The sequence below is a fragment of the Embleya sp. NPDC059213 genome (assembly GCF_042754445.1).
Classification (GTDB): Bacteria; Actinomycetota; Actinomycetes; order Streptomycetales; family Streptomycetaceae; genus Embleya.
The window spans coordinates 18,339-40,843 of the sequence record NZ_JBHZAV010000023.1; the positions used below are offsets into that span (position 1 = coordinate 18,339).

17 protein-coding genes are annotated in these 22,505 nt (G+C 71.9%); 8 read left to right on the forward strand and 9 right to left on the reverse strand.

Annotated elements, in window-relative coordinates; all coding sequences use genetic code 11:
- The first annotated feature begins 79 nt into the window (after positions 1-79).
- Entirely contained in the window at positions 80-1,240 is a 1,161-nt protein-coding gene (locus ACFXMF_RS11935; protein ID WP_379989376.1) for a phosphatidylglycerol lysyltransferase domain-containing protein, read from the forward strand.
- Positions 1,241-1,424: 184 nt separating this feature from the next.
- Entirely contained in the window at positions 1,425-2,240 is an 816-nt protein-coding gene (locus ACFXMF_RS11940; RefSeq protein WP_360316540.1) for an alpha/beta hydrolase, read from the forward strand.
- Between the two features lie 40 nt (positions 2,241-2,280).
- On the opposite strand, the gene ACFXMF_RS11945 is transcribed toward ACFXMF_RS11940, so the two are convergent.
- The gene (locus ACFXMF_RS11945) at positions 2,281-3,102 is read right to left on the reverse strand and encodes an ABC transporter permease subunit (protein ID WP_379989378.1); all 822 of its coding nucleotides are present in this window, start codon (positions 3,100-3,102) and stop codon (positions 2,281-2,283) included.
- 7 nt (positions 3,103-3,109) lie between these two features.
- Complete coding sequence (locus tag ACFXMF_RS11950) at positions 3,110-4,081, reverse strand: ATP-binding cassette domain-containing protein (RefSeq protein WP_360316546.1); 972 nt, start codon at positions 4,079-4,081, stop codon at positions 3,110-3,112.
- Between the two features lie 205 nt (positions 4,082-4,286).
- Here ACFXMF_RS11950 and ACFXMF_RS11955 point away from each other — a divergent pair, with 205 nt between their 5' ends.
- The 3 genes from ACFXMF_RS11955 (at position 4,287) to ACFXMF_RS11965 (ending at position 7,577) form a co-directional block, all read left to right on the forward strand.
- Positions 4,287-4,760: a carboxymuconolactone decarboxylase family protein gene (locus ACFXMF_RS11955; protein WP_360316548.1), complete on the forward strand. Its 474-nt coding sequence runs from the start codon at positions 4,287-4,289 to the stop codon at positions 4,758-4,760.
- A gap of 159 nt (positions 4,761-4,919) precedes the next feature.
- On the forward strand, positions 4,920-5,843 hold the full coding sequence (locus tag ACFXMF_RS11960; protein ID WP_360316551.1) for an RNA polymerase sigma-70 factor: 924 nt from the start codon (positions 4,920-4,922) through the stop codon (positions 5,841-5,843).
- Positions 5,844-6,287: 444 nt separating this feature from the next.
- Positions 6,288-7,577: a GAF domain-containing SpoIIE family protein phosphatase gene (locus ACFXMF_RS11965; protein WP_360316553.1), complete on the forward strand. Its 1,290-nt coding sequence runs from the start codon at positions 6,288-6,290 to the stop codon at positions 7,575-7,577.
- Between the two features lie 36 nt (positions 7,578-7,613).
- Here the strand turns inward: ACFXMF_RS11965 and ACFXMF_RS11970 are convergent, their stop codons facing one another.
- The 3 genes from ACFXMF_RS11970 to ACFXMF_RS11980 are packed head-to-tail and all read right to left on the reverse strand — an operon-like array spanning position 7,614 to position 11,868.
- Positions 7,614-8,717 carry a C45 family autoproteolytic acyltransferase/hydolase gene (locus ACFXMF_RS11970; RefSeq protein ID WP_379989379.1) on the reverse strand — a complete coding sequence of 368 codons (1,104 nt, stop codon included), beginning with the start codon at positions 8,715-8,717 and terminating at the stop codon, positions 7,614-7,616.
- Positions 8,714-10,447 carry an amidohydrolase gene (locus ACFXMF_RS11975; RefSeq protein WP_379989380.1) on the reverse strand — a complete coding sequence of 578 codons (1,734 nt, stop codon included), beginning with the start codon at positions 10,445-10,447 and terminating at the stop codon, positions 8,714-8,716. Before ACFXMF_RS11975 ends, ACFXMF_RS11970 begins: the two co-directional genes overlap by 4 nt.
- Positions 10,444-11,868, reverse strand: coding sequence for a cytosine permease (locus ACFXMF_RS11980; RefSeq protein WP_360316559.1), 1,425 nt, complete (start codon positions 11,866-11,868; stop codon positions 10,444-10,446). The genes ACFXMF_RS11975 and ACFXMF_RS11980 overlap by 4 nt, the downstream gene beginning before the upstream one ends.
- Before the next feature lie 96 nt (positions 11,869-11,964).
- Here ACFXMF_RS11980 and ACFXMF_RS11985 point away from each other — a divergent pair, with 96 nt between their 5' ends.
- Positions 11,965-12,597 (forward strand): TetR/AcrR family transcriptional regulator, encoded by a 633-nt coding sequence (locus ACFXMF_RS11985; protein ID WP_379989381.1) that lies wholly within the window; start codon positions 11,965-11,967, stop codon positions 12,595-12,597.
- Between the two features lie 56 nt (positions 12,598-12,653).
- Positions 12,654-14,015, forward strand: a complete 1,362-nt coding sequence (locus ACFXMF_RS11990; RefSeq protein ID WP_379989383.1) for a hypothetical protein — start codon at positions 12,654-12,656, stop codon at positions 14,013-14,015.
- 43 nt (positions 14,016-14,058) lie between these two features.
- Here ACFXMF_RS11990 and narI read toward each other — a convergent pair whose 3' ends face one another.
- The 4 genes from narI to ACFXMF_RS12010 are packed head-to-tail and all read right to left on the reverse strand — an operon-like array spanning position 14,059 to position 21,035.
- Entirely contained in the window at positions 14,059-14,784 is a 726-nt protein-coding gene (narI, locus tag ACFXMF_RS11995) for a respiratory nitrate reductase subunit gamma (protein ID WP_360316565.1), read from the reverse strand.
- The gene (gene narJ, locus ACFXMF_RS12000) at positions 14,781-15,476 is read right to left on the reverse strand and encodes a nitrate reductase molybdenum cofactor assembly chaperone (protein WP_360316567.1); all 696 of its coding nucleotides are present in this window, start codon (positions 15,474-15,476) and stop codon (positions 14,781-14,783) included. Before narJ ends, narI begins: the two co-directional genes overlap by 4 nt.
- Positions 15,473-17,188 (reverse strand): nitrate reductase subunit beta, encoded by a 1,716-nt coding sequence (gene narH / locus ACFXMF_RS12005; protein ID WP_379989384.1) that lies wholly within the window; start codon positions 17,186-17,188, stop codon positions 15,473-15,475. Before narH ends, narJ begins: the two co-directional genes overlap by 4 nt.
- 1 nt (position 17,189) lies before the next feature.
- The gene (locus tag ACFXMF_RS12010; protein WP_379989385.1) at positions 17,190-21,035 is read right to left on the reverse strand and encodes a nitrate reductase subunit alpha; all 3,846 of its coding nucleotides are present in this window, start codon (positions 21,033-21,035) and stop codon (positions 17,190-17,192) included.
- A 139-nt stretch (positions 21,036-21,174) separates the two neighbouring features.
- On the opposite strand from ACFXMF_RS12010, the gene ACFXMF_RS12015 reads away from it, so the two are divergent.
- Complete coding sequence (locus ACFXMF_RS12015) at positions 21,175-22,449, forward strand: MFS transporter (RefSeq protein WP_360316573.1); 1,275 nt, start codon at positions 21,175-21,177, stop codon at positions 22,447-22,449.
- The last annotated feature ends 56 nt before the right edge of the window (positions 22,450-22,505 follow it).

Below are 22,505 nucleotides of genomic sequence, written 5' to 3' on the forward strand. Positions count from 1 at the left end.
ATTTCGGAGCGAGGGCGTGTCAGCACGTCCGAACGGCTCGTTTGTCCTTGCGAAATGACCGCCTCAGCTTAGGAAAGCCATGACCTTCGGCACAGAAGAGCCGTCTTCCGTCCGGATCGACCGGCGCCGGGAAAACGGTACGGACAGCGACGGCCGCAGCGGTGTGCTGCCGGAGCAGGGCGGCGCGATCGGCGAGCATCGACCCCGGACCGACGGTCGCCCGGAGGAGGCGAGGCGGGCCGCCGCGGCGGAGTCGAGCGAGCGGAACCCGATCGAGGTGCTGCGTGCCCACGCCGACCATCCGAGCGCCTTCCTGGCGGTCAACACCCGGACGCGGCACTACTACGGGAGCGGCGTCCCGGGCCTGGTCGCCCATCTGCCGGGACGGCGGCAGCACATCCAGTTCGGCGGCCCCTTCGCGGCGCCCGGGCAACGAGGCGCCCTGCTGGACGAGTACCTGCACATGCTCGGCAGCGGCCCCGGCCGACGCAAGGCACTGACGGCGGTCCAGCTTCGGTCGCACGACATCGCGCTCTACGCCGATCGCGGCTTCGCGGTCAACCAGCTCGGGGTCTCCTACGGCGTCGACCTGTCCCGTTTCACACTGCGCGGCAAACCCCTCGCCAAGGTCCGGCAGAACGTCTCCCGGGCCCGACGCGAGGGCGTCACCGTCACGGAGGTGGGCGCCGAGGCGCTGCCCGATCGACGCACCCTGGAGCAGATCGACCGCGAGTGGCTCCGGGACAAGGGGCGCCTGGTACGGCAACTGTCCTTCATGGTCGGCGAACACGGCGGCATCGGCGGGCCGCTGCGCCGCACGTTCCTGGCCCGACACCGCGACGAGATCGTCGCCTACATCACCTACGCGCCGGCCTGGGGCAGTCGCCCCGGGTGGTTGTGCGACCTGTCCCGCCGCCGCCCGCAGGCCCCCGTCGGCACCCACGAACTGATCACCCTCACGGCGTTGAACCGCTTCACCGAGGAGGGCGCGGGCTGGCTGCATCTCGGCCTGGCGCCGTTCGTCGGGCTGGCCGACGAGCACGAGGTGCCCGGTGCGTCCGCGCTGCTCGGGTGGGCGATCCGACAGGGGACCAAGCGTGGGCTCTACCCGGCGCGCACGCAGGAGGCGTTCAAGCTCAAGTGGGCCCCACACGTGAGCGAACCCGAGTACCTGGCCTTCCAGGACCGGGTCCGGCCGGCAGCGGTATGGCGCCTGCTACGAGCCACCCGGGTGGTGTGACTCCCGGGCTCGCCACCTCCGCCGGAGCCGGCCGGCGCCGGGCCGGGCCACCGGTCCCGCTCGACCCCGTCGACGGAGGCGGGCAACCCGGCGGAAGGTGTCGGTGCACGGGAATGCCGTGTCCCCGCCAAAGGTTCGTCGATGGTGGTACGTGAAATCGGTGCATCGAGCGAGGAGAATCGGCATGCCGCACGCCCGGGTGAATGGCGCCGACCTGTACTACGAAGTCGAGGGCGACGGTGTGCCGCTCGTGCTGGTGCACGGCTCCTGGACCGACCACGACGGGTGGCGCCCGGTCGTTCCCGCGCTGGCCGAGTCCTACCGTGTGGTGACCTACGACCGCCGGGGCCACGGCCGCAGCACCGGCCCGGCCGGTCCGGGCTCGCGCGTCCAGGACGAGGACGACCTGGCGGCGCTGCTGGAGTGGCTCGACCCGGCGCCCGCGCACGTGGTCGGGAACTCCTTCGGCGCCTCCACGGCGCTGGGGTCGGCCGCCCGCCGGCCCGAGTTGTTCCGCAGTCTCGTCGCGCACGAGCCGCCGCTGCTCGACATCGTGGCGGGCGATCCGCAACTCGCACCGCTGATCCGCGAGACGCAGGGTCGGATCGACGCGGTGGCGGAGAGCCTGCGCGCGGGCGACGACCGAGGCGCGGCGTACCGGTTCGTCGAGGAGGTCGCGCTCGGACCCGGGATGTGGGAACGGTTGCCCGATCCGGTACGCGAGACCTTCATCGGCAACGCCGCCACGTTCCTGGACGAGCAGAACGATCCGCGCTGGGCCTCGATCGACCTCGCCGCGATCTCCGACCTCACCGCCCCGGTGCTGCTGAGTCACGGCACCGCGAGTCCGCCGTGGTTCCCCGGGATCATCGACAGGCTCGCCGACGCGATCGCCCACGCGCGGGTGGCCACGCTCACCGGAGCCGGGCACGTCCCGCACTCGACGCACCCCGAACAGTACGTCGCGACCGTGACCGGCTTCCTGGCCGACGTGTCCTGAGCGGAACGCGCGGTCGGCGGGCCGGTCGCGGTCGCGGCGATCACGCGTCGCGCTTCTCCAACAACAGCGTGCCCAGGAGCAGCAGGAGCAGGGTCTCGGCCACGAAGACCGCGAAGCCCGGCCACGGTTGCAACATCTTGTCCCCGGCCCGGACAGACATCACCTGACTGCCGGCGTTGGCGGGCATCAGCTTGGCGATCCAGTCGCCGGTCTTGCCGGGGATCAGGCCCACCACGCCGCCGACCACGAAGATCAGCGCGATGCCCAGGGTGATCGCGCCGGCGGTATGCCGCAGCAGCACGCCCAGCGCCATCCCGAACAGGCCCAGCACGGCCAGATACAGACCCGTGCCGATCAGCGCCCGAACCACGCCGGGATCGCCGATGTCGACCCCGATGTCCTTGGCCTCCAGCATCAGGTTGGCCAGGAAGTAGCAGCAGAACCCGGTGACCGCCCCGACCACGAACAGGACCAGGGCCAGGACCAACGCCTTGGCGGCGAGCATCGAGGCGCGCCAGGGCACCGCGGTCAGACTGGTGCGGATCATGCCGGTCGAGTACTCGGCCGTCATCGACATCACCCCGAGCACCAGCGCGGCGATCTGGCCGAACGCGACGCCCACGGTGAGCAGATCGGGGGCGTCGTTCTTCTTTCCCGCGGCCACGTCCTTGGCCACCTCGCCCGCCGCCAGGGCGGCGATGCCCCAACTGATCAGGACGCTCACCGCGAACAGGGCGAGCAGCGTCCACAGGGTCGAGCGCACGGTCGTGATCTTGGCCCACTCGGAGTCCAGGATCCGGCCGAAGGTCAGCCGCGGTGGGTGCTTGGCCGCGGTGGGCGCGGTGGGCACGGTCGTCGTCATGGCAGCCTCATCCGATCCGGTCGGCGGTGGTCGGCGGACCCCAACCCGGGACGGCCGGGTCGGCCTCCCGGGGCGCGCCGCCGGTGTGGTACTCGACGCTGTCGGCGGTGAGCCGCATGAACGCCTCCTCCAGCGAAGCCTCGACCTTCGCCAACTCGTGCAGGAACAGCCCGTTGTGCCCGGCCAGGTCACCGACCTGGTCGGTGCTCACGTCCTGGACCAGCAGCGCACCCGCCGGGTCCCGGGTCACCTCCCAGCCCGCGGCCCTCGCGAGCTCGGCGAGCCGGTCCGCCTGCGGCGAGCGCACCTTCACGTGGCTGATCGAGTTCTCCGTGATGAACTGCGCCACGCCCGTGTCGGCCAGGATCCGGCCGCGCCCGATGACCAGGAGATGGTCGGCGGTGACGGCCATCTCGTTCATCAGGTGCGAGGAGACGAAGACCGTGCGGCCCTCGCTCGCCAGGCGCTTCATCAGGTTCCGGATCCACAGGATCCCCTCGGGGTCGAGCCCGTTCACGGGCTCGTCGAAGAGCAGCACCCGGGGGTCGCCGAGCAGCGCGCCGGCGATGCCCAGGCGCTGACCCATGCCCAGGGAAAAGCCGCCGGAGCGTTTCCGGGCGACGGAGGCGAGGCCGACCGTGTCCAGCACCTCGTTCACGCGGGACAGCGGAATGCCATTCGACTTGGCCAGGACCACCAGGTGGTCCCGGGCGGTTCGGCCGCCGTGCAGGGCCTTGGCGTCGATCAGCGCCCCGACCTCCAGCATCGGCGCGACCAGGTGCCGGTAGGCCCGACCGTCCACCGTCACCCGGCCGGCGGTGGGCCGGTCCAGGCCCAGGATCATCCGCATGGTGGTGGACTTTCCCGCACCGTTGGGGCCGAGGAACCCGGTGACCCGTCCGGGGTGAACCTCGAAGCTGATGTCGTCCACAGCCGTCTTCGTGCCGTATTTCTTGGTGAGGTTTTCCGCAACAATCATGGATATATGCCGCCTTCTCCTCGGGCGGTCTTCATGATGGCCCGACCCGTCCCCGCCCGCATCCCCACCGGGGAGACGGGTGAACACGCCGACCGCGGGTGCGCCGTCGGTGGGAGACGCAGGTCACATTCGGCCGTGTCACAGGGGAACGGGTCGCCTCGTCTCAAGGGTGTGTAGGCAGCGAACGACCACGAGGGAGCACACCATGGACGCGCGACTGAACTTCTTCGCCGGGGCGACCGACAGCAAGGTCTTCAAGCACCTGATGACGGCGGGCAAGGCGATGAAGGACTCGGCGCTGCCGGCCGCGACACTGGAGTTGGTGTCGCTGCGGGTGAGCCAGATCAACGGCTGCGCCGTCTGCATCGACATGCACACCAAGGACGCCGCCGCGGCCGGGGAAACCGCGCTGCGGCTGAACCTGGTGGCGGCGTGGCGGGAGGCGACGGTGTTCACCGAGGCCGAGCGGGCCGCACTGGAGCTGGCCGAGGAGGGGACCCGGGTCGCGGACGCGGCCGGCGGTGTCGGCGACGACGTGTGGGCGAGCGCCGCCAAGCACTACGACGAGGAGCAGCTCGTCGCGCTGGTGTTGCTGATCTCGTTCATGAACCTGGCGAACCGGATGAACATCATCACCCGGCAGCCGGCCGGCGACTATCAGCCCGGACAGATGCACTGAAAGCGCGGGGCGGAGCACGAGTCCCGGGGCCGGGAGTGATGCCTCGGCCCCGGGCCGGGGGCGCTACCGTGACCTGCCGACGGCGCGGTCGATCATGGAAACCGCCCGCGTCGGCAGGTACGACGGGTCGCACGGCGGTGGGGAAGAAGAGGAGTCGGCGTGAGCAAGGTCGAGGACTTCGAGGAACTGCGTCCGCTGCTGTTCTCGATCGCCTACCGGATCCTGGGCAGCGTGGGTGAGGCCGAGGACGCGGTGCAGGAGACCTGGCTGCGCTTCGACGGTTCGGCGACCCGGCCCACGTCGACCAAGGCCTTCCTGTCGGCGGTGGTGACCCGGATCTCGATCGACGTGTTGCGCTCCGCGCGGGTGCGGCGGGAGGAGTACGTCGGCCCGTGGTTTCCCGAGCCGCTGCTGAACGATCCGTACCAGGACCCGGCGCGCTCGCTGGAGCTGGCCGACTCGGTGTCGATGGCGGCGTTGGTGTTGCTGGAACGGCTCAGTCCGCTGGAGCGGGCGGTGTTCGTCCTGCGGGAGGTCTTCGCCTTCGGGTTCGAGGACGTCGCCGCGGCGGTGGGGCGTTCCGAGGCGGCCTGTCGGCAACTGTTGGTGCGGGCCCGGCGGCACATGCAGGCCGGGCGGCCGCGGTTCGAGGCGGACCGCGGGGAACGGCGGGAGCTGGCGACGCGGTTCTTCGACGCGCTGAAGGACGGCGACGTGGGCGGGCTGCAGAATCTGCTGGCCGCGGATGTGCAACTGGTCGGGGACGGCGGCGGCAAGGCCCCGCAACTGGCCAGGATCGTGGTGGGGGCGGAGAAGGTGGCCCGGCTGCTGGGGCTGTTCGGTCCGTGGTTGCTTCGGGTCGACGTACGGTTCGAGCCGGCGGAGCTCAACGGCGAACCGGGCGTGATCATCCGGGACCGGGACGGCGGGATCCTGCAGACGATGGTCGTCGAGGTGGTCGACGGGCGGATCCGGACCATCCGCGGGGTGAGCAACCCCGACAAACTCGGCCACCTCGGCCCGCTCGGCGACGCCTGGGCGGTCCACCACGAGGTGCGGCAGGCCCGTCGCGCCACGACCTGAGCGCGGCCACCGACACCGCCGCCCGTGGGTGAGTCGTGGGGCGGCGGGGGAGTGAAAGGGCGCTCGGCGTGTGCGAGTTCGCCCTCGCGATCGGTGAAGGCGGCAGCTCCGGGCGGTAGTTCGCGCGGTGCGCCGGGAAGGGGCGTGAGGCAACGGTGGTGCGGTGCCTCGGCTCCGACCGGGAGCGTCACCGTGGCGCCGACGCAGAGGTTCGGCCCCGGCGCGCCACGATCTTCCCGGTCCGAGCCGACCGTTGCCGTTGCCAGGGGCGCGATGCCCTGCCGCCGCCTTCATCGGGCCGGGTGTGTCGACCGGGCCCGCTGGATCGGCGGTGGCCGATCGGCCGGAACGGGTCGGCATACGATGGGTCGCATGCCCCATTTTGTCCGCTTATGTCGATGGCTAGTCGACATCCGAGGCCGTGCCACCGGTATCGTCGCCGCCGTGACCGAAGCCGACCCGGCCCACCGCCGTCTGGCCCTGTTGGACGCCGCCACGACGCGGATCGGCAGCACCCTGGACATCGACACCACCTGCGCCGAACTGGCCGAGTTCGTGGTATCCGCGATGGCCGACCTGGCCATCGTCGACCTCGTCCCGCCCGATGCCGCCGGGCCCGCCGACGTGCTCCCGCCCGGCCGGGCACGGCTGCGTCGAGCCGCCCTGGCCTGCGTCCCGGGCCTGCGTACCCGGCTCCCCTCGCTCGCCCCGCCGGGCGCGTCCGTACGACACGGGGCGGAGTCCGCGGTCGGACAAAGCCTGCACACCCGCGTGCCGGTGACGACGCCCGGGCCCGCCGGCCCCGCGTCGAACGACCCTGCCGATACCGCGACCGCGCTGCGCGCCGCCGGCATCGACACCACCCTCGCCGTCCCGCTGATGGCGCACGGCCGCATCGTCGGCGTCCTGCTGCTCGCCCGAGCCCCGGATTCCGCCCACGACTTCACCGCCGAGGTGATCCGCCTCGTGCAGGACCTGGCCGCCCGCGCCGCGGTCGCCATCGACAACGCGCGCCGCTACACGCAGGCCCAGGGCATCGCGGTGGAGCTGCAGCGGGCACTCCTGACCGAACCCGGTGCACCCCACCCCAACCTCGACGTGGCCTTTTGCTATCTGCCGTCCGGAAGCACCTCGGTGGTCGGCGGCGACTGGTACGAGGTGGTACGGCTGTCCTTCGGCCGCACCCTCCTGGTGATGGGCGACGTGATGGGACACGGCATCGAGGCCGCCGTCGACATGAGCAACTACCGCTCCACGCTGCGCCAGGTCGCGGCGATGGACCTGCCCCCGCACCGGATCCTGCGCCGACTCGACGCACTGATCGACGAGAAGAAGTCGGCCCGCCCCGCCACGTGCCTGCTCGCGCTGGCCGACCCCGGGCGCCGGCGCTGGACGTTCTCCAGCGCCGGCCACCTGCCCCCGGCGCTGATCGCCGCCGGCCGGCCCGTCGAACTCGTCGAGATCCCCACCGGCCCGCCCCTGGGCACCGGTGTCGGCGGCTACGAACAGGCCACCCGTGCGCTGCTGCCCGACGAGACCCTGCTGCTGTACACCGATGGCCTGGTCGAGCGCCGGGACCGGGACATCGACGATTCGCTCGCCGGTCTCGCGGCCCTGCGCCCACCCACGGCCGGCGCTCTGGAGGACCTCCTCGACGCGGTCCTGCTCGGCTTGGCTCCCCAGACGGGCGAGGACGACATCGCGATGCTCGCCGCCCGCATGCGCCCCCGCTGACCCGGGACGCCCGCGGGCGCCCCGGGCGAGGGGACGTCACGCCGTGAGCGTGCGCCAGGTCCGGGAAGCGGCGTCGGCGGGTGTGCCGTCGAGGACGCGCGCGGTGCGGCCGGCGGGTTCGAGGACGACGGTGGCCAGCGTGGCCCAGCGTTGGCCGAGCGGCATGTCCGGGTCGGGGACGCAGGTCACGGGCGGTTCGCCGGCACCGGTGATCAGGTGGCCCACCAGTTCGTCGGGCGTGTTCGGCGCACCCCGCCGGGTGAGCCGGGCGCGGACGAAGTCGTGGCGTTCGATCGAGTCGGGTTGGTAGAGCCAGGTCTTCTCGTTCGCCGCGGGGATCGGGGTGAGGAAGTGGTTGGTGCGCAACAGCACGCCGTCGTCCGGTTCGATCGGGAAGACGCCGGCGGGACTCAGGTCCAGGAGCACCGCCCGGTCCGGGTCGAAGAGCGCGAACGATCCCGAGGAGGCGATCGGCGCGCTGCGGACGATCTCGCGTGCCTCGGCGACGTCGGCGGCCTCTTCGAGGACGATCGCCGCGAGTACGTGCATGGGGATGCCGCCGACGCCGTCGCGGACGTGCCCGAGGATGTTGAAGTGCAGGGCCAGGCCGGCGCTGTTGATGCCGATCTTGGCGAGGATGCCGTGTTCGGTCAGGCCGACCACGTGGTGCCTGCCGCCGCGCGAGGCGAACGTGTGCCAGTGGTCGGCGAGTTCGACGTGCCAGTCCCAGGTCTGGATGCCGAAGGTGCGGGCGGCGGGGGAGTCGGCGGAGCCCAACCGGCGCACCAGCGTGGTGCATTCGCCCGGGGGCACCGTCGTGCTGCGGGCGAGGATCTCGGTGCGTGCGTTCAGGGCCGCGACGCGCCACGGCGGCACGTGTGCGCCGTGCGCGACGCCCTCGATCTCGGCGCGAACGCCGGGGCGGAATGCGTCGATCGCGTCGAGGGCACGCTCGGCGTCGTCGCGCACCCGGGTGGCACCGATGCCGCCGAGGGCGAACAGCCGGTCGTAGATCTCGATCGCGCCGTGGATGCCCGCGCGCAGGGCCTGCCCGCGGGCGATACCGCGGTTGCGCGGGTCGGTGTCGGCGACGGTGACATGCGGGCGCGGTCCGGGGCGGGGGTCGGCTGCGACGGTCACGGGCGCTCCTCGGCGAGGTCGGTGTGCAGGAGTACGTCGCCGTCGACGACGGTGGCGAGTACGGGATTGTCGGCCTGGGCCTCGGGAGTGAGGTCGAGCGGGTTCGCGGCCAGCACGGTGAGGTCGGCGAGGTAACCCGGGGCGATCCGGCCGAGTCGATCGCGAGCGCCGCCGGCGTGGGCGGCGGCGAGCGTCATGCCGGTGTACGCCTCACGAGCGGTGAGCGCCTGCTCCGGCTGTACGGGCCTGGTCTCCGGTTCCTCGACCGGGCGGCGCAGTTGGCAGTCGGCCAGGCCCACCCGCGGGTCGCCCGGGCCGATCGGCCAGTCGGAGCCCAGTGCCACGACGGCGCGGTGGTCCACCAGGTCGCGGGTGCGCCAGCCGTGCGCGGCGCGGTTCGGGCCGATCCGCCGCGACCAGTTGTCGGTGCCGTCGCCGCGGGTGTGTCGGGTGCCGTGCGCGGGTTGCAGGCTTGCCACCACGTCGAGTTCGGCGAACCGGCCGAGCAGGTCGTCGGGGATGGACTCGACGTGTTCGATGCGGTGCGGGGCTCGGGGGACCGGTCCGATCTCCTCGATGACGTCCAGCGCGAAGCGCACCGCCCGGTCGCCGATCGCGTGGGTGGCGGTGGGGATGCCGTGCTCGACGAAGAACCGCATCGCGGCCCGGTAGGCGTCCACGTCGCGCCACAGCGGTTCGCAGTTCTCGCCGTGGGTGTCCGGGTGTTCGAACCAGGCCGTGCCGTTGTCCGCGGTTCCGTCGAGCATGAACTTCACCCCCTCGACATGCCAGCGCCGGCCGTGCAGGCCCTGCAGCCCGACCACATGTTGCCAGGCGTCCGGGCCGGAGTCGGCGGCCACCAAGGGGGAGCAGCGGATGCGTACCGGCAGGTCGCCGTGTTCTTCCAGGTGTCGATAGACGGCTTCCGAGGGGTCGGCGAAGTCCAGGGCGTGCAGGCCGGTGAGGCCGCCCCGGGCCAGGCGTTCGAGCTCGCGGCCGACGTACTCGGCGGCGGTGTCCACGGGCACGTCGGGGTAGTGCGCGAACACCAGGTCCATCGCCTGGAGTTCGACCACGTATCCGGTGGGGCGGCCGTCGGGGCCGACCTCGATCGAGGAGGCGTCGGTGAACGTCTCGTGGCCGGTGAGGCCGACGAGTTCCACGACGCGCGGGCTCACCACGAGCGCGTGCGCGTCGCGGGTCATCAGCGAGACGGCGCGGCCGGGGAGGCGTTCCCCGAGCACCGCGCCGTTCGGCTCGCCGGGGAAGGCGTTGACGTCGAGGTCGTATCCGGTGATCCACGCGTCGTGCGGTTGCATGGCGACGGCCGCGGCGAGGAGTTCGCAGACCCGGTCGAGGGTGTGGGCGCCGGACAGGTCGACACCGCCGCCGATCGAGATGGATCCCCACACGGGGTGGGCGTGCACGTCGACCAGGCCGGGCAGGATGGTGGCGTTCGGGAACTCGTGCACGACGGTGGCGGGGCCGCGCAGTGCGGCGACGGTGCCGGTGTCGCCGACGGCGAGGATGCGGCCGGCCCGGATCGCCACGGCGTTCGCGCGCGGGTCCGGGTCGGCGTCCGCCTTCGGATCGGCGTCGGTGCGGAGGTGTTCGACGTGTCGGGCGAGCACAATGACGTCGGCGTGCACGGGTCGGTTCCCTTTCTTGGTCGGGGTGTTCGCGGTTCGGTCGGCTGCGGAGCCGGCCCGGTTGCCCGGGGTGCGGTTCATCCGCGCGGGATCGATCCCTGGGCGCGGGCCACGCCCCGGTAGATGGCCGCGGCGCCGAGCATCCCGCCCGGAATGGCCAGGTCGAGATCGCCTGCGGCGGCGGCGAGGGGGCCGGTCCAGAAGGTCGTGGTCACGCTCGTCGCGGCGATGAGGCCGCCGCCGACGATGGCCAGGACGCCGGCGGGGTGCACGCCGCCGGTGTACCAGAACGGGCCGTCGCGTCGTTCGGCGAGCAGGGCGGCGCCGTCGTAGCGGTTGCGGCGCAGCAGCAGGTCGGTCACGGCCACCGCCATGGCCGGACCGGTGACCACCACCACGAGTTCGAGCATCGTGTTGACGCTGGTGAGGAAGTCGAAGACCAGGGTCGCGAAGAGCGTCATGGTGGTGCCCAGGACGCCGATGATCAGGACGGCCGGGACCCGGGCCAGGCGCACGCCGACGGACTGGATGGCCAGGCCGGCGCTGTACGCGGTCATGCCGTTGTTGGCCATGGTGTTGGCGACGACGGCGATGACGAACAGGGGGATGAACCAGCCCGGGAGGATGCTCTCCAGCGCGCGCTGGGGGTCGCTCATGTCCAGGGCGGTGGCGGCGAGGGCGCCGACGCTCGTGAAGACGACGCTGGGCAGGTACGCGCCCAGGGCGGTCCAGCCGGCGATGGCGACGGGGTTGGCATCGCGCGGGAGGTAGCGGGCCAGGTCCGGGCTGTTGCTGTAGGACAGGGGCGTGGAGGCCACGATGGTGAAGGCCGCGGTGAGGGTGCCGAACAGGGCGACGCCGTGCAGCGGTTCGGCGGGGGTGTAGGACCAGTCGGTGTGGGCCAGGACGTAGCCGGTCACCACGACGAAGACGACGGTGAGGAACGCGCTGAGAGCGGCGTACAGGCGCACGATCGTGGCGTGGCCGAAGATCGCGATGAGCAGGGTGCCGGCGGCGATCGTGCAGACGATCACCGCCTCGACGGTCGAGTTGTCGGGGAGGCCGACTCGCTTGGCGAGGCCGATGCCGGCGACGGACGCGGCCGACCAGTTCAGGGCCAGATACGCGGAGGCGATCAGCCATCCGGTGAGGACCAGGACGACCCGGTTGCCCACTACGCCGTATACGGCGCGCGAGACGACCGATCCGCTGGTACCGGCCGCCGGGCCGCTCACCGCGAGCACGCCCGTACAGATCCACAGCAGGTTGGCGACCAGCGTGACGCCGATGGCCTGGGGCAGCGAGAGCCCCATCAGGATCAGCGTCGCGCCGACGACGAAGCTCAGGTAGCTGACGTTCGGGGCGGCCCAGACGGCGAAGAGTTCGCGCGGTCGCCCGTGGCGCTCGGCCTCGGGGACCTGAGCGATGCCTCGGGTCTCGGGGCGGCCGACCTGATCGGTGGCGGATGCGTCGGGCGGCGGCGCTGGGAGTGCGTGGTTCATACGTCGAGACCTCTCGGGGGGCACACCTCTGGCAGCCACTGCTATTGGTCGCGTGGCCAATGGGGTATTGGCCACACATCCAATAGGGTGGTCGATATGACGTCAAGCCCCCCGCCGACGCGGATTCGCAAGCCTCCCGAGGAGCGGCGCGCCGAGATCGTGCGGATCGCCGCGCGCATCGCTCTCGAAGAGGGACTCGAACGCATCACCCTGCGTCGCGTCGCCGACGAGCTGGGCGTGCGCCCCGGGCTCATCGGCCACTACTTCCCGGCCGCCGACGACCTGGTGAGCGAGTCGTTCACGCACGCCGCGACCAAGGAGCGTGTGTCGCTGCTGCCGGGCGAGGAGGCCGGGCTCGCCCCGATCGACCGACTCGCCCGCTTCCTCACCCGCCTGACCGACGGCGACTATGCCGACCTCAGCCGCCTCTGGCTCAACGCACGCCACGTCAGTCGGTTCAAGACCGGCCTGCGGGCGGCCGTCCGGGCCCAGGAGGAACTCACCCGCGACGCCCTCGCCACCCTGATCGACGAGGGGGTACGCCGGGGCGAGTTCACCACCGAGGACCCACTCGGCGTGGCCCTGCACATCCTCGTCAACATCGACGGCCTGGGTGCCTACACCAACGACGACGTGCCGTTCGACCACCCCGCCCTGCGCGACATGACCATCACCACGGCCGAGCGCCTCCTGGACCTTCCCGTGGGCACGCTCCGCGCCCGGGGGTGACACGGGGCGGCCTCGGGGCTTCCGGGTGCCTCGGCCGACGGCAGTAGCCTTAAATCATGGCAAAAGGTGTATGTCGTCGCAGGCGCCGGTCGGGGTGGGCGGCGGGCGGCGTCGTGGCGACGCTCCTGGCTGCCCTGCTGACGGTCCTGTCGGCGCCGGTGTCGGCGCAGGCGGCGTCGGGCGGCGGGATCGGGGCGATCGCGGACGCGCTGCGGAGTGACCCCGTGTACACCGTTCCGGCGGCCGCGCAGGTGCTGCCCGGTGACACCGCCGACGCGTTGCGGGCCAGGATTCGGGCCTCCGGGAAGCCGGTGTTCGTGGTCGCGGTGCCGGCCGATTCGCCGCTCGCGGCGGCCGGTTCGCGGGCGGCGGTGTTGTCGGGTCTGCGTGAGCAGGTGGGGCGACCGGGTGTGTACGCGATCGCCGTGGGCCGTACCTTCGACGCCGCGGCCGACGCGTCGGTCCTGTCCCGGGCGCGGCTCGCCACGCTCAAGAGCGACGCGCAGGCCGCGCACCAGGGCGACGGGCCGGGTCTGTTCACCGCCTTCGTCGACGCAGCCGTGGCCGAAGCGGGGCAGGGCTCGGCGCCCGCACGCGAGGGGCGTGCCTCGGCGTGGTCGGGCCTCGCGGTGGTCGCGGTGGTGATCGCCGCCGGGGCCGGCACGATCCTGCTGGTGCGCAGGCGGGCGAACGCCCGTCGGGCGGAGCGGGCGCGGCGGGAACTGGAGCAGGTGCGGCCCGTGGTCGACGAGGACATCACCGCCTACGGCGAGACCCTGGAGCGGGCCGCCTTCGATCCGGGCGCGGCCGACTCCGACGACGCGATGCGGGCGGACTGGACGAGCGCCCTGGACGCCTACGAGCGGGCGAAGTCGGCGCTGGCGACGGCCCGCGAAGCGGGGGACGTGCGTGCGGTCGGCGAGGCCCTGGACGACGGACGATTCGCCCTCGCGGCCCTGGCGGCCCGACGCGAGGGTGCCCCGCTCCCGCAGCGCCGACCGCCGTGCTTCTTCGACCCGCGGCACGGGCCCTCGGTGCGGGACGTGCGCTGGGCCCCGGCCGACGGCGCCGAACGCGACGTACCGGTCTGCGCCGCCGACGCGGCGCGCCTGGACGACGGTCTCGATCCGGAGATTCGCGAGGTGCCGGGCCCCGGCGGTCGTCGCCCCTACTGGGAGGCCGGTCCCGCCTACGGTCCGTGGGCCGCCGGTTGGTACGGCGGCATGTTGTTGCCGGGCCTGCTGCCGGGGACCACGCTCGGCGCATCGATGAACATGGGCTACCCTGCCGACGCGGGCGCGTCGGAAATGGGCGACGGCGGCTTCGGCGGGTTCGGCAACGACGCCGGCGGCGGCTTCGGTGGATGGGGCGGAGACGCCGGAGGCGGCTGGGGCGGGGACGCCGGCGGCTCGTTCTGATCCCGCCGCCGATGGCCCACCCCGACCGGCCGGGGCCCGGTCGTCACTGGTCCACCCGCTCCCAGCCGCGGCGCGGGCGGGACGTGCCCGCCGGCCGGGGGTCGCGGGTGCGGTAGACGACGTAGGGGCGGAAGAGGTAGCCCACCGGCGCGCTGAAGGCGTGCACGAGGCGGGTGAACGGGAAGAGCGCGAACAACACCATCGCCAGCACGACGTGGACCTGGTAGGTGGTCGGTGCCGCGGCCATCGACTCGGTTTTCGGCCGAAGGTAGGACAGGCTGCGGAACCACGGGGCGATCGTCTCGCGGTAGTTGTGTTCGTGCGGGCCCACCGTGTTCCACACGGTGGCGGCGGTGCCCGCGAGGATGGTGCCGGCCAGGAAGAGGTACATCAGCTTGTCGTTGCGGGTGGTGGCCAGGAAGACCGGCCCGGTGCTGCGCCGGCGCCGGATCAGCAGCGCGATGCCGGCGATGGTCGCCAGGGCGGCGGCCAGGCCCAGCGCGGTGGCCGCGACGTGATAGGTGTGTTCGCCGATGCCGACCGCGTCCGTCCACGACTGCGGGATCAACAGACCCACCACGTGACCGGCGACCACGAACAGCAGGCCGTAGTGGAACAGCGGACTGCCGATCCGCAGCAGGCGCGACTCGTAGAGCTGGGACGAGCGGGTGGTCCAGCCGAACTTGTCGTAGCGATGGCGCCAGACGGTCCCGCCGACCAGGACCACCAGGGCCAGATACGGCAGTACCGCCCACAACATGGTGTTCATCGGCCGACTCCCGGGGCTCGATAGCTGTCCAGTCCCACGTCCTCGCGCGGCGGTCCGGTTCGGGCCAGGGCGCGGGCCTGGGCGCGGTCCCCGGGCGAGGCGCCGGGCAGCGTCGCACACACCGCTTCGAGCACGCCCGCGTACGGCGTGTCCGCGTCGAGCAGGGCGAAGCGCAACAACTCGATGCCGGGCCGGTGTTCGCACAGCAGCGCGGTGCCCGCCGCGGCGGCCGAGGGACCGCCGGTGGCGGCGAACTCCAGCACCGCGGGCAGGAAATCCGGAAGTTCCGAGCCGATGAACTCCAGACCGTGCTCGCGATAGACCTGCTTGAAGTTCACCAGCGCCGCACCGCGCCGCCGGGTGTCCCCCTCGCGCCACCAACTCAGGTACAGGCTGCGCCGGTTGCGCAGGTCGAAGACGGTCACGTAGTGCGCGGCCAACTCGGCCGGCGGCCGAGCGCACACGTCGTCCAGAAAGGCCGTCAGCCGGTCGGCCGCCGGACCCGGAACCCGGGCCAACGCGGCCCGCAGCAGCGGTACCCGGGCGTGAAAGCCCTCGTCGGGATAGTGCAGACACAACGCGGCGGCCTGACGGATCACCGCCGTGGTGTGCAGGTCGTCGGTTCGGGCCCGAATCCGGGCCTCGACCCGGGCCTGGCCCCGAGTTCGAATGCGGTCGCCGAGCGCCCTCATCGCGCGCCGTCCCCCGGCTCGCGGCCCCCCGGGTCGCCGTCCGCCCGGTCGCGTTCGGGAAACAGCCCCGCCGGCCGCCCGTTGCCGTCCCAGTTGAGCAGGTTGACGCGCCCGCCGCGGCCGGAGGTGTCGGCGGGTCGGTCGGCGGTGCCCCGGTCGCGCAGGGCGTGGAAATTCTCCACGCTCACCGGCACCGGGGCGCCGGACGCCTCGCCGAACGGGCCGGAGCCGCCCATGCCCGGCCCGCCCTCGAAGTCCAGGCTGCATCCCTCGGGCAGCGCGGATTCCTCCAGCCGTCGCGCGTCGCCGATCGCCGCGCTGGGAATCACGTACCGCTCGTCGTACTTGGCGATCGCCAACAGCCGGTACAGCTCCCGGATCTGCGTCCCGGTCAGGCCGGCCAGGGCGGCCACCGCCTCGTCCGGTTCCTCGTCGAGGTTGATCGCCCGCATGTAGGAGCGCATGGCCGCGAGTCGCTCCAGCGCGGCGCGTACCGGTGCGGTGTCGCCGGCGGTGAACAGTTCGGCGAGGTATTCGAGCGGGACCCGCAGGGTGTCGATCGCACCGAACAGGTTGCCGGCCTCCTCGCCGTCGAAGCCGGTCGAGGTCAGCGCGTCGACCACCGGGGACAGCGGTGGGATGTACCAGACCATCGGCATGGTGCGGAACTCCGGGTGCAGGGGCAGCGCGACCCGATACTTGGCGATCAGCGCGTGCACCGGCGAGCGGCGGGCCGCCTCGATCCACTCGTGGCTGATGCCGGCCTCCTCGGCCGCCCGCCGCACGGCCTGTTCCGCGGGGTCCAGGAAGACACCCAACTGGGCCCGGTACAGGTCCTTTTCGTCCGCGACGGAGGCGGCCGCGAGCACGGCGTCCGCGTCGTAGAGCAGCACGCCGAGGTAGCGCAACCGGCCCACGCACGTCTCCGAGCACACCGTCGGCAGACCCACCTCGATCCGCGGGTAACACATCGTGCACTTCTCGGCCTTGCCGGTCTTGTGGTTGAAGTAGACCTTCTTGTACGGGCAGGCCGTGACACACATGCGCCAGCCGCGGCAGTCGTCCTGGTCGACCAGCACGATGCCGTCCTCGGCGCGTTTGTACATCGCGCCCGAGGGACACGCGGACACACACGAGGGGTTGAGGCAGTGTTCGCAGATCCGGGGCAGATAGAACATGAAGGTCTGCTCGAACTCGAAGCGCACCTTGTCGGCGACCTTCTCCCGGGTCTTGACCACCATCGGGTCCAGGTGGCCGAGTTCGGCGGTGCCGCCCAGGTTGTCGTCCCAGTTGGAACTCCAGGTGATCTCCATCGGCTTGCCGCTGAGCAGCGAGCGGGGGCGGGCCACCGGGATGTCGTCGCCGAGCGGGGCATCGGTGAGGTTGCGGTAGTCGTAGGTCCACGGCTCGTAGTAGTCCGCGATGGTCGGCAGCCTGGGGTTGGCGAAGATCCGGGACAGTCGGTGCAGCCGTCCGCCGGAGACGAGTTGCAGCCGGCCGCGCCGGTTGAGCCGCCAGCCGCCCTGCCACGCCTTCTGGTCCTGCCACCGGCGCGGGTAGCCCTGGCCGGGGCGGGTCTCGACGTTGTTGAACCACACGTACTCGACGCCGCCGCGGTTGGTCCAGGTCTGTTTGCAGGTGACCGAACAGGTATGGCAGCCGATGCACTTGTCGAGGTTCATCACCATCGCGATCTGGGCCATCACGCGCATCTCAGTACTCCACGTCCTGCGAGCGGCGGCGGATCACGGTGACCTCGTCGCGTTGATTGCCGGTCGGGCCCAGGTAGTTGAAGGCCCAGCTCAATTGCGCGTAGCCGCCGATCAGATGGGTGGGTTTGAGCAGTACCCGGGTGAGCGTGTTGTGGATGCCGCCGCGTCTGCCGCTGCTCTGCGCCTTGGGTACACCCACGGTGCGGTCCTGGGCGTGGTGCATGTAGACGGTGCCGGTGGGCATCCGGTGCGAGACCACCGCGCGGGCGGTGACCACACCGTTGCGGTTGACCGCCTCGATCCAGTCGTTGTCGCGGACCCCGATCGCCTGCGCGTCGGCGGTGCTCAGCCAGATGCTCTGGCCGCCGCGGGACAGCGAGAGCATGAACAGGTTGTCCTGGTATTCGGAGTGGATCGACCACTTGTTGTGCGGGGTGAGGTAGCGCACGGTCACCTCGTGGTTGCCGTCCGGGCCCGGGCGGGGTTCGCCGAACAGCCGGTGCATGTCCAGCGGCGGCCGGTAGACCGGCAACGCCTCGCCCAGTTCGTGCATCCAGTCGTGGTCGAGGAAGAAGTGTTGGCGGCCGGTGAGGGTGTGCCAGGGCTTGAGCTGCTCGGTGTTGAGGGTGAACGCGGTGTAGCGCCGGCCGCCGGCCTCGCTGCCGGACCACTCCGGCGAGGTGATCACCGGCTCGGGCCGGGCCTGGGTGTCCGCGTAGCCGATGCGCTTGCCCTCGTGTTCGGCGGCCAGGTGCGCCATCGCCTGTCCGGTCCGCTTCTCCAGGGTGCGAAATCCCTGGACGGCCAGCCTGCCGTTGGTCGTTCCGGACAACGCGAGGATCGCGTCGCAGGCCCGCACCGCGGTGTCCAGGAGCGGGCGACCGTCGGCGACGCCACCTCGGGCGGTGCCGTTGAGCCGGCCCAGGTCCTCGACCTCGCGGGCGACGTCGAAGGTGATGCCCTTGACCGGCAGTCCCAGGGTGTCGGCGAGCGGCCCGAGCGTGGCCATCTTGGCCGCGACCGCCGGGTAGTCGCGTTCGACCACGGTCAGGTTCGGCATGGTCCGGCCCGGCACCGGCGGACACTGGCCGGCCCGCCAGTCCAGGGCGACCCCGCCGGGCTGGGCGATCTCGCCCGGCGTGTCGTGCTGGAGCGCGGTGGCCACCAGATCGCGCCGGGTGCCCAGGTGTTCGCGGGCCAGCTCGCCGAAACGCGCCGCGATCGCGTGGAACGTCTCGAAGTCGGTACGGGCCTGCCAGGGCGGGTCGATCGCGGGTGAGAACGCGTGCACGAACGGGTGCATGTCGGTCGAGGACAGGTCGTGCTTCTCGTACCAGGTCGCGGCCGGCAGCACCACGTCCGACAGCAGCGTCGTGGACGTCATCCGGAAGTCCAGCGAGAGCAGCAGGTCGAGCTTGCCCTCGGGGGCCTGCTCCCGCCAGCGCACGCCGCGCGGCCGGGAGCCGGCGGGCGCCTGCTCGGCGCGCAGCGAACTGTCGGTGCCCAACAGGTGTTTGGTGAAGTATTCGGCGCCCTTTGCGGACGAGCCGAGCAGGTTGGAGCGCCACACGGTGAGCACCCGCGGCCAGTTGCGCGGTGCGTCGGGGTCCTCGCACGCGAAGCCCAACTCGCCGCTGCGCAGGGCCTCGACGGTGTGCTCGACCGGGTCGACGCCGGCCCGGTCGGCCTCGTCGACCAGGTCCAGCGGGTTGCGGTCGAAGGTGGGGTACGAGGGCATCCAGCCCAGCCGGGCCGACGTCGCCAGGCAGTCCGCGGCGGTCATCCCGGACAGGTCGCCCGCGCCCAGCGGCGAGGCCAGCACGTCGGTGGTGAAGCCGTCGTAGCGCCACTGGTCGGTGTTGAGGTACCAGTACGCCGTGCCGATCATCTGCCGCGGCGGCCGGGACCAGTCGTTGGCGCTCGCCAGCGTGGCCCAGCCGGTGGACGGCCGACACTTCTCCTGACCCACGTAGTGCGCCCAGCCGCCGCCGTTGCGGCCCTGGCAGCCGGTGAGTTGCAGCAGCGCCAGGAAGGTGCGGTAGATCGTCTCGGAGTGGAACCAGTGGTTGGTGCCCGCGCCCATCAGGATCATGCAGCGGCCCTTGGAGCGCTCGGCGGTGTCGGCGAACTCGCGGGCGATCCGGACGGTGCGCGCGGCCGGCACCGAGGTGAGTGTCTCCTGCCACGCGGGGGTGCCCGGCTGGGTCGCGTCGTGGTAGTCGGCCGGCCAACTGCCCGGCAGCCCCGGCCTGGGCACGCCGTACTGGGCCAGCAGCAGGTCGAACACGGTGGTGACCAGGGGCCCGTCCGGGGTCAGTCGGCGAGCCGGCACGCCCCGGCGCAGCACCTCGCCGCAGCCCTGGCCGTGCTTGCCCCCGTCGGTGTCGAAGCGGGGCAGGAGCACCTCGACGCCGTGCGCGGCCGGGTCGTGGTGCAGGGTGAGGCGGGGGCGGACGCCGGCCAGGTCCAGGTTCCAGCGGCCCCGGCCGGATTCGGTCCAGCGGAAGCCGATCGAGCCGCCGGGGACGACCGGTCGATCGGTGTCGTCGTCGAGGAGCACGGTCTTCCAGTCGGCGCCGTCGTGGTCCGTGCCCGCCGTCCCCGGCTCGGCACCCGTCCCCGCCGCGGTCTCGGCGAGATCGGCTGCGCGCAGGAACTTGGCGGGGGTGTACGCGCCCGGTTCGTCGGCGCGTTCGGTCAGGGTGACCAGGAACGGCAGGTCGGTGAACTGCTTGACGTAGCCGTCGAAGAACTCGACCGTGCGGTCGACGAAACACTCCTTGAGGATCACGTGGCCCATCGCCATGGCCAGCGCGGCGTCGGTACCCGGGTGCGGGTGCAGCCACTCGTCGGCGAACTTCGCGTTGTCCGCGTAGTCCGGCGCGACCACCACCACCTTCTGCCCGCGATAGCGCGCCTCGGCCATCCAGTGCGCGTCGGGGGTGCGGGTGACGGGCACGTTGGAGCCCCACATGAACAGGTACGCCGCGTCCCACCAGTCGCCCGATTCGGGTACGTCGGTCTGGTCGCCGAACACCTGCGGCGAGGCCACCGGCAGGTCGGCGTACCAGTCGTAGAAGGACAACATCGGCGCGCCGATCAGGCTCATGAACCGGGCGCCGGCGGCGTGCGAGACCATGGACATGGCCGGGATCGGCGAGAACCCGGCGACCCGGTCGGGTCCGTACCGCCCGATCGTGTGCACGTGCGCGGCGGCGACCAGTTCGACCGCCTCCTCCCAGGTCGCCCGGACCAGCCCGCCCCGGCCCCGGGCGCGCTGGTAGCGGCGCCGGCGCTCGGGATCGTCGACCACGTCGGCCCAGGCCAGGACCGGGTCGTGCAGGCGTGCCTTGGCCTCGCGGTACATCTCCAGGAGCACCCCGCGCACATACGGGTAGCGCACCCGGGTGGGGGAGTAGGTGTACCAGGAGAACGCGGCTCCGCGCGGGCAGCCGCGGGGTTCGTATTCGGGGCGATCGGGTCCGACCGAGGGGTAGTCGGTGGCCTGGGTCTCCCAGGTGATCACGCCGTCCTTGACGTAGACCTTCCAACGGCAGGAGCCGGTGCAGTTGACGCCGTGGGTGGAGTCGACGACCTTGTCGTGGCTCCAGCGCTCGCGGTAGAAGACGTCGCCCTGTCGGCCGCCCCGGAGGTATTGGCTGCGCAGGTCCGGCGAGACCACCGCGTTGCGTCGGAAGAAGCGGCCGGTGCGCAGTAGCAGATCGCTCGCGGGGCCGTCCAGACCGGGAGCCGGCGGCGGATCGACGGGTGGCGGCCCGGCGACCGCCGGCTCCGCGGGCGGTGGGCCGGCCGGCGGGTCTGCGGGCAGGGGCGAACCGGTGTCCATGGTGACCCTTCGAGGCGACGACTCCATGTCCTGAATACGAGTCAATGTCCTATATGTAAAGGTTCGATGGTGGGATTTGGGTGCATAGCTCATCGTGTCCGTCCACCCGGGCGCAGAACACGCGAAGGGACCATCACACGTGGAGCAGACTCGGCCGGCGACTCGGACGACCGGTGCCCGGGTGCCCCGTGCCGCGTGGGTCAACCTCGCGGTCGCCACCTTCGGGATCCTGATCAACTTCTGGGCCTGGGGCCTGATCAGCCCGCTGGGTCCCTCCTACAAGGAAGACCTCGGGCTGAGTTCGTTCCAGCAGTCGTTCCTGGTGGCCGTGCCGGTCCTGGTCGGCGCGCTCGGGCGGATCCCGGCCGGCGCGCTGACCGACCGCTACGGCGCGCGGCTGATGGTGCCGACGATCAGCTTCCTGACCGTGTTGCCGGTGCTGGCGCTGAGCGTGTTCGACTCGTTCGCGATGTTGTTGGTGGTCGGGTTCGTGCTCGGTGTCGGCGGCAGCTTCTTCGCGGTCGGCGTGCCCTACGTCAACGCCTGGTTCCCGCCGGAACGACGCGGCACCGCGATCGGCATCTTCGGCATCGGCACCGGCGGTACGGCGGTCGCCGCGTTCTTCACGCCGCGGTTGTTGCGCTGGGTGGACGACCCGAACTTCCAGTTCTACCTGGTCGCCTGCGTGTTGGTCGGCTACGGCCTGATCGCCGCCGCGGTGGTGCGCGACGCGCCCGGGCGCACCGTGCCCGATCGGCTGTTCGGGCCACGCTTCACCGCCGCGCTCAAGCAGCCCTCGACGCTGCCGATGGCGCTGTTGTACGCGGTGTCCTTCGGCGGGTTCGTCGCGTTCGGCGTGTACCTGCCGACGTACCTGCGCGAGGTCTACGCGCTGAGCCAGGACTCGGCGTCCACCCGCGCGGCCGGGTTCACCGTGGTCGCGGTGTTGTGTCGGCCGATCGGCGGCGCGGTGTCCGACCGGATCGGTCCGGCGAAGGTGCTGATCGCGAGCTACGCGGTGCTCGGCGTGGCGGCCGTGTGGCAGGCGTTCGCCCCGGAGTTGATGCCGCAGGGCACGATCGCCTTCCTGGTGATGGCGGGCATGCTCGGCGCGGGCAGCGGCGCGGTGTTCGCGCTGGTCGCCAACCTCACGCCCAAGGACAAGGTCGGCACGGTCACCGGACTGGTCGGCGCGGCGGGCGGTCTGGGCGGCTTCGTCCCGCCGCTGATCATGGGTTCGGTCTACAGCGGCACCGGCTCCTACGCGATCGGCCTGATGTTGTTGTCCGACGCGGCGTTCGCGGCGATGGTCTACTGCGCGGCCCGGCTGCTCGGCCGGGATCGACGACCGGCGCAGTCGGACGAGTCGCCGGAGTGGCGGGCGGCCGCGGGCGCCGAGGCCGAGAGCCGGTAGGGCGTGCCGGCGGGTCGGTCGGGGCTTCCGCTTTTCCCCCTGACGATGGGTCAGGA

Coding starts and splice junctions, on each gene's coding strand:
- ACFXMF_RS11955 (WP_360316548.1), top strand. CDS start 4,287: ATGGACGCGCGACTGAACTTCTTCGCCGGGGCGACCGACAGCAAGGTC.
- narH (WP_379989384.1), bottom strand. CDS start 17,188: ATGCGCGTGATGGCCCAGATCGCGATGGTGATGAACCTCGACAAGTGC.
- ACFXMF_RS11950 (WP_360316546.1), bottom strand. CDS start 4,081: ATGATTGTTGCGGAAAACCTCACCAAGAAATACGGCACGAAGACGGCT.
- ACFXMF_RS11980 (WP_360316559.1), bottom strand. CDS start 11,868: ATGAACCACGCACTCCCAGCGCCGCCGCCCGACGCATCCGCCACCGAT.
- ACFXMF_RS11935 (WP_379989376.1), top strand. CDS start 80: ATGACCTTCGGCACAGAAGAGCCGTCTTCCGTCCGGATCGACCGGCGC.
- ACFXMF_RS11990 (WP_379989383.1), top strand. CDS start 12,654: ATGGCAAAAGGTGTATGTCGTCGCAGGCGCCGGTCGGGGTGGGCGGCG.
- ACFXMF_RS11985 (WP_379989381.1), top strand. CDS start 11,965: ATGACGTCAAGCCCCCCGCCGACGCGGATTCGCAAGCCTCCCGAGGAG.
- ACFXMF_RS11945 (WP_379989378.1), bottom strand. CDS start 3,102: ATGACGACGACCGTGCCCACCGCGCCCACCGCGGCCAAGCACCCACCG.
- narI (WP_360316565.1), bottom strand. CDS start 14,784: ATGAACACCATGTTGTGGGCGGTACTGCCGTATCTGGCCCTGGTGGTC.
- narJ (WP_360316567.1), bottom strand. CDS start 15,476: ATGAGGGCGCTCGGCGACCGCATTCGAACTCGGGGCCAGGCCCGGGTC.
- ACFXMF_RS12010 (WP_379989385.1), bottom strand. CDS start 21,035: ATGGACACCGGTTCGCCCCTGCCCGCAGACCCGCCGGCCGGCCCACCG.
- ACFXMF_RS11975 (WP_379989380.1), bottom strand. CDS start 10,447: ATGAACCGCACCCCGGGCAACCGGGCCGGCTCCGCAGCCGACCGAACC.
- ACFXMF_RS11940 (WP_360316540.1), top strand. CDS start 1,425: ATGCCGCACGCCCGGGTGAATGGCGCCGACCTGTACTACGAAGTCGAG.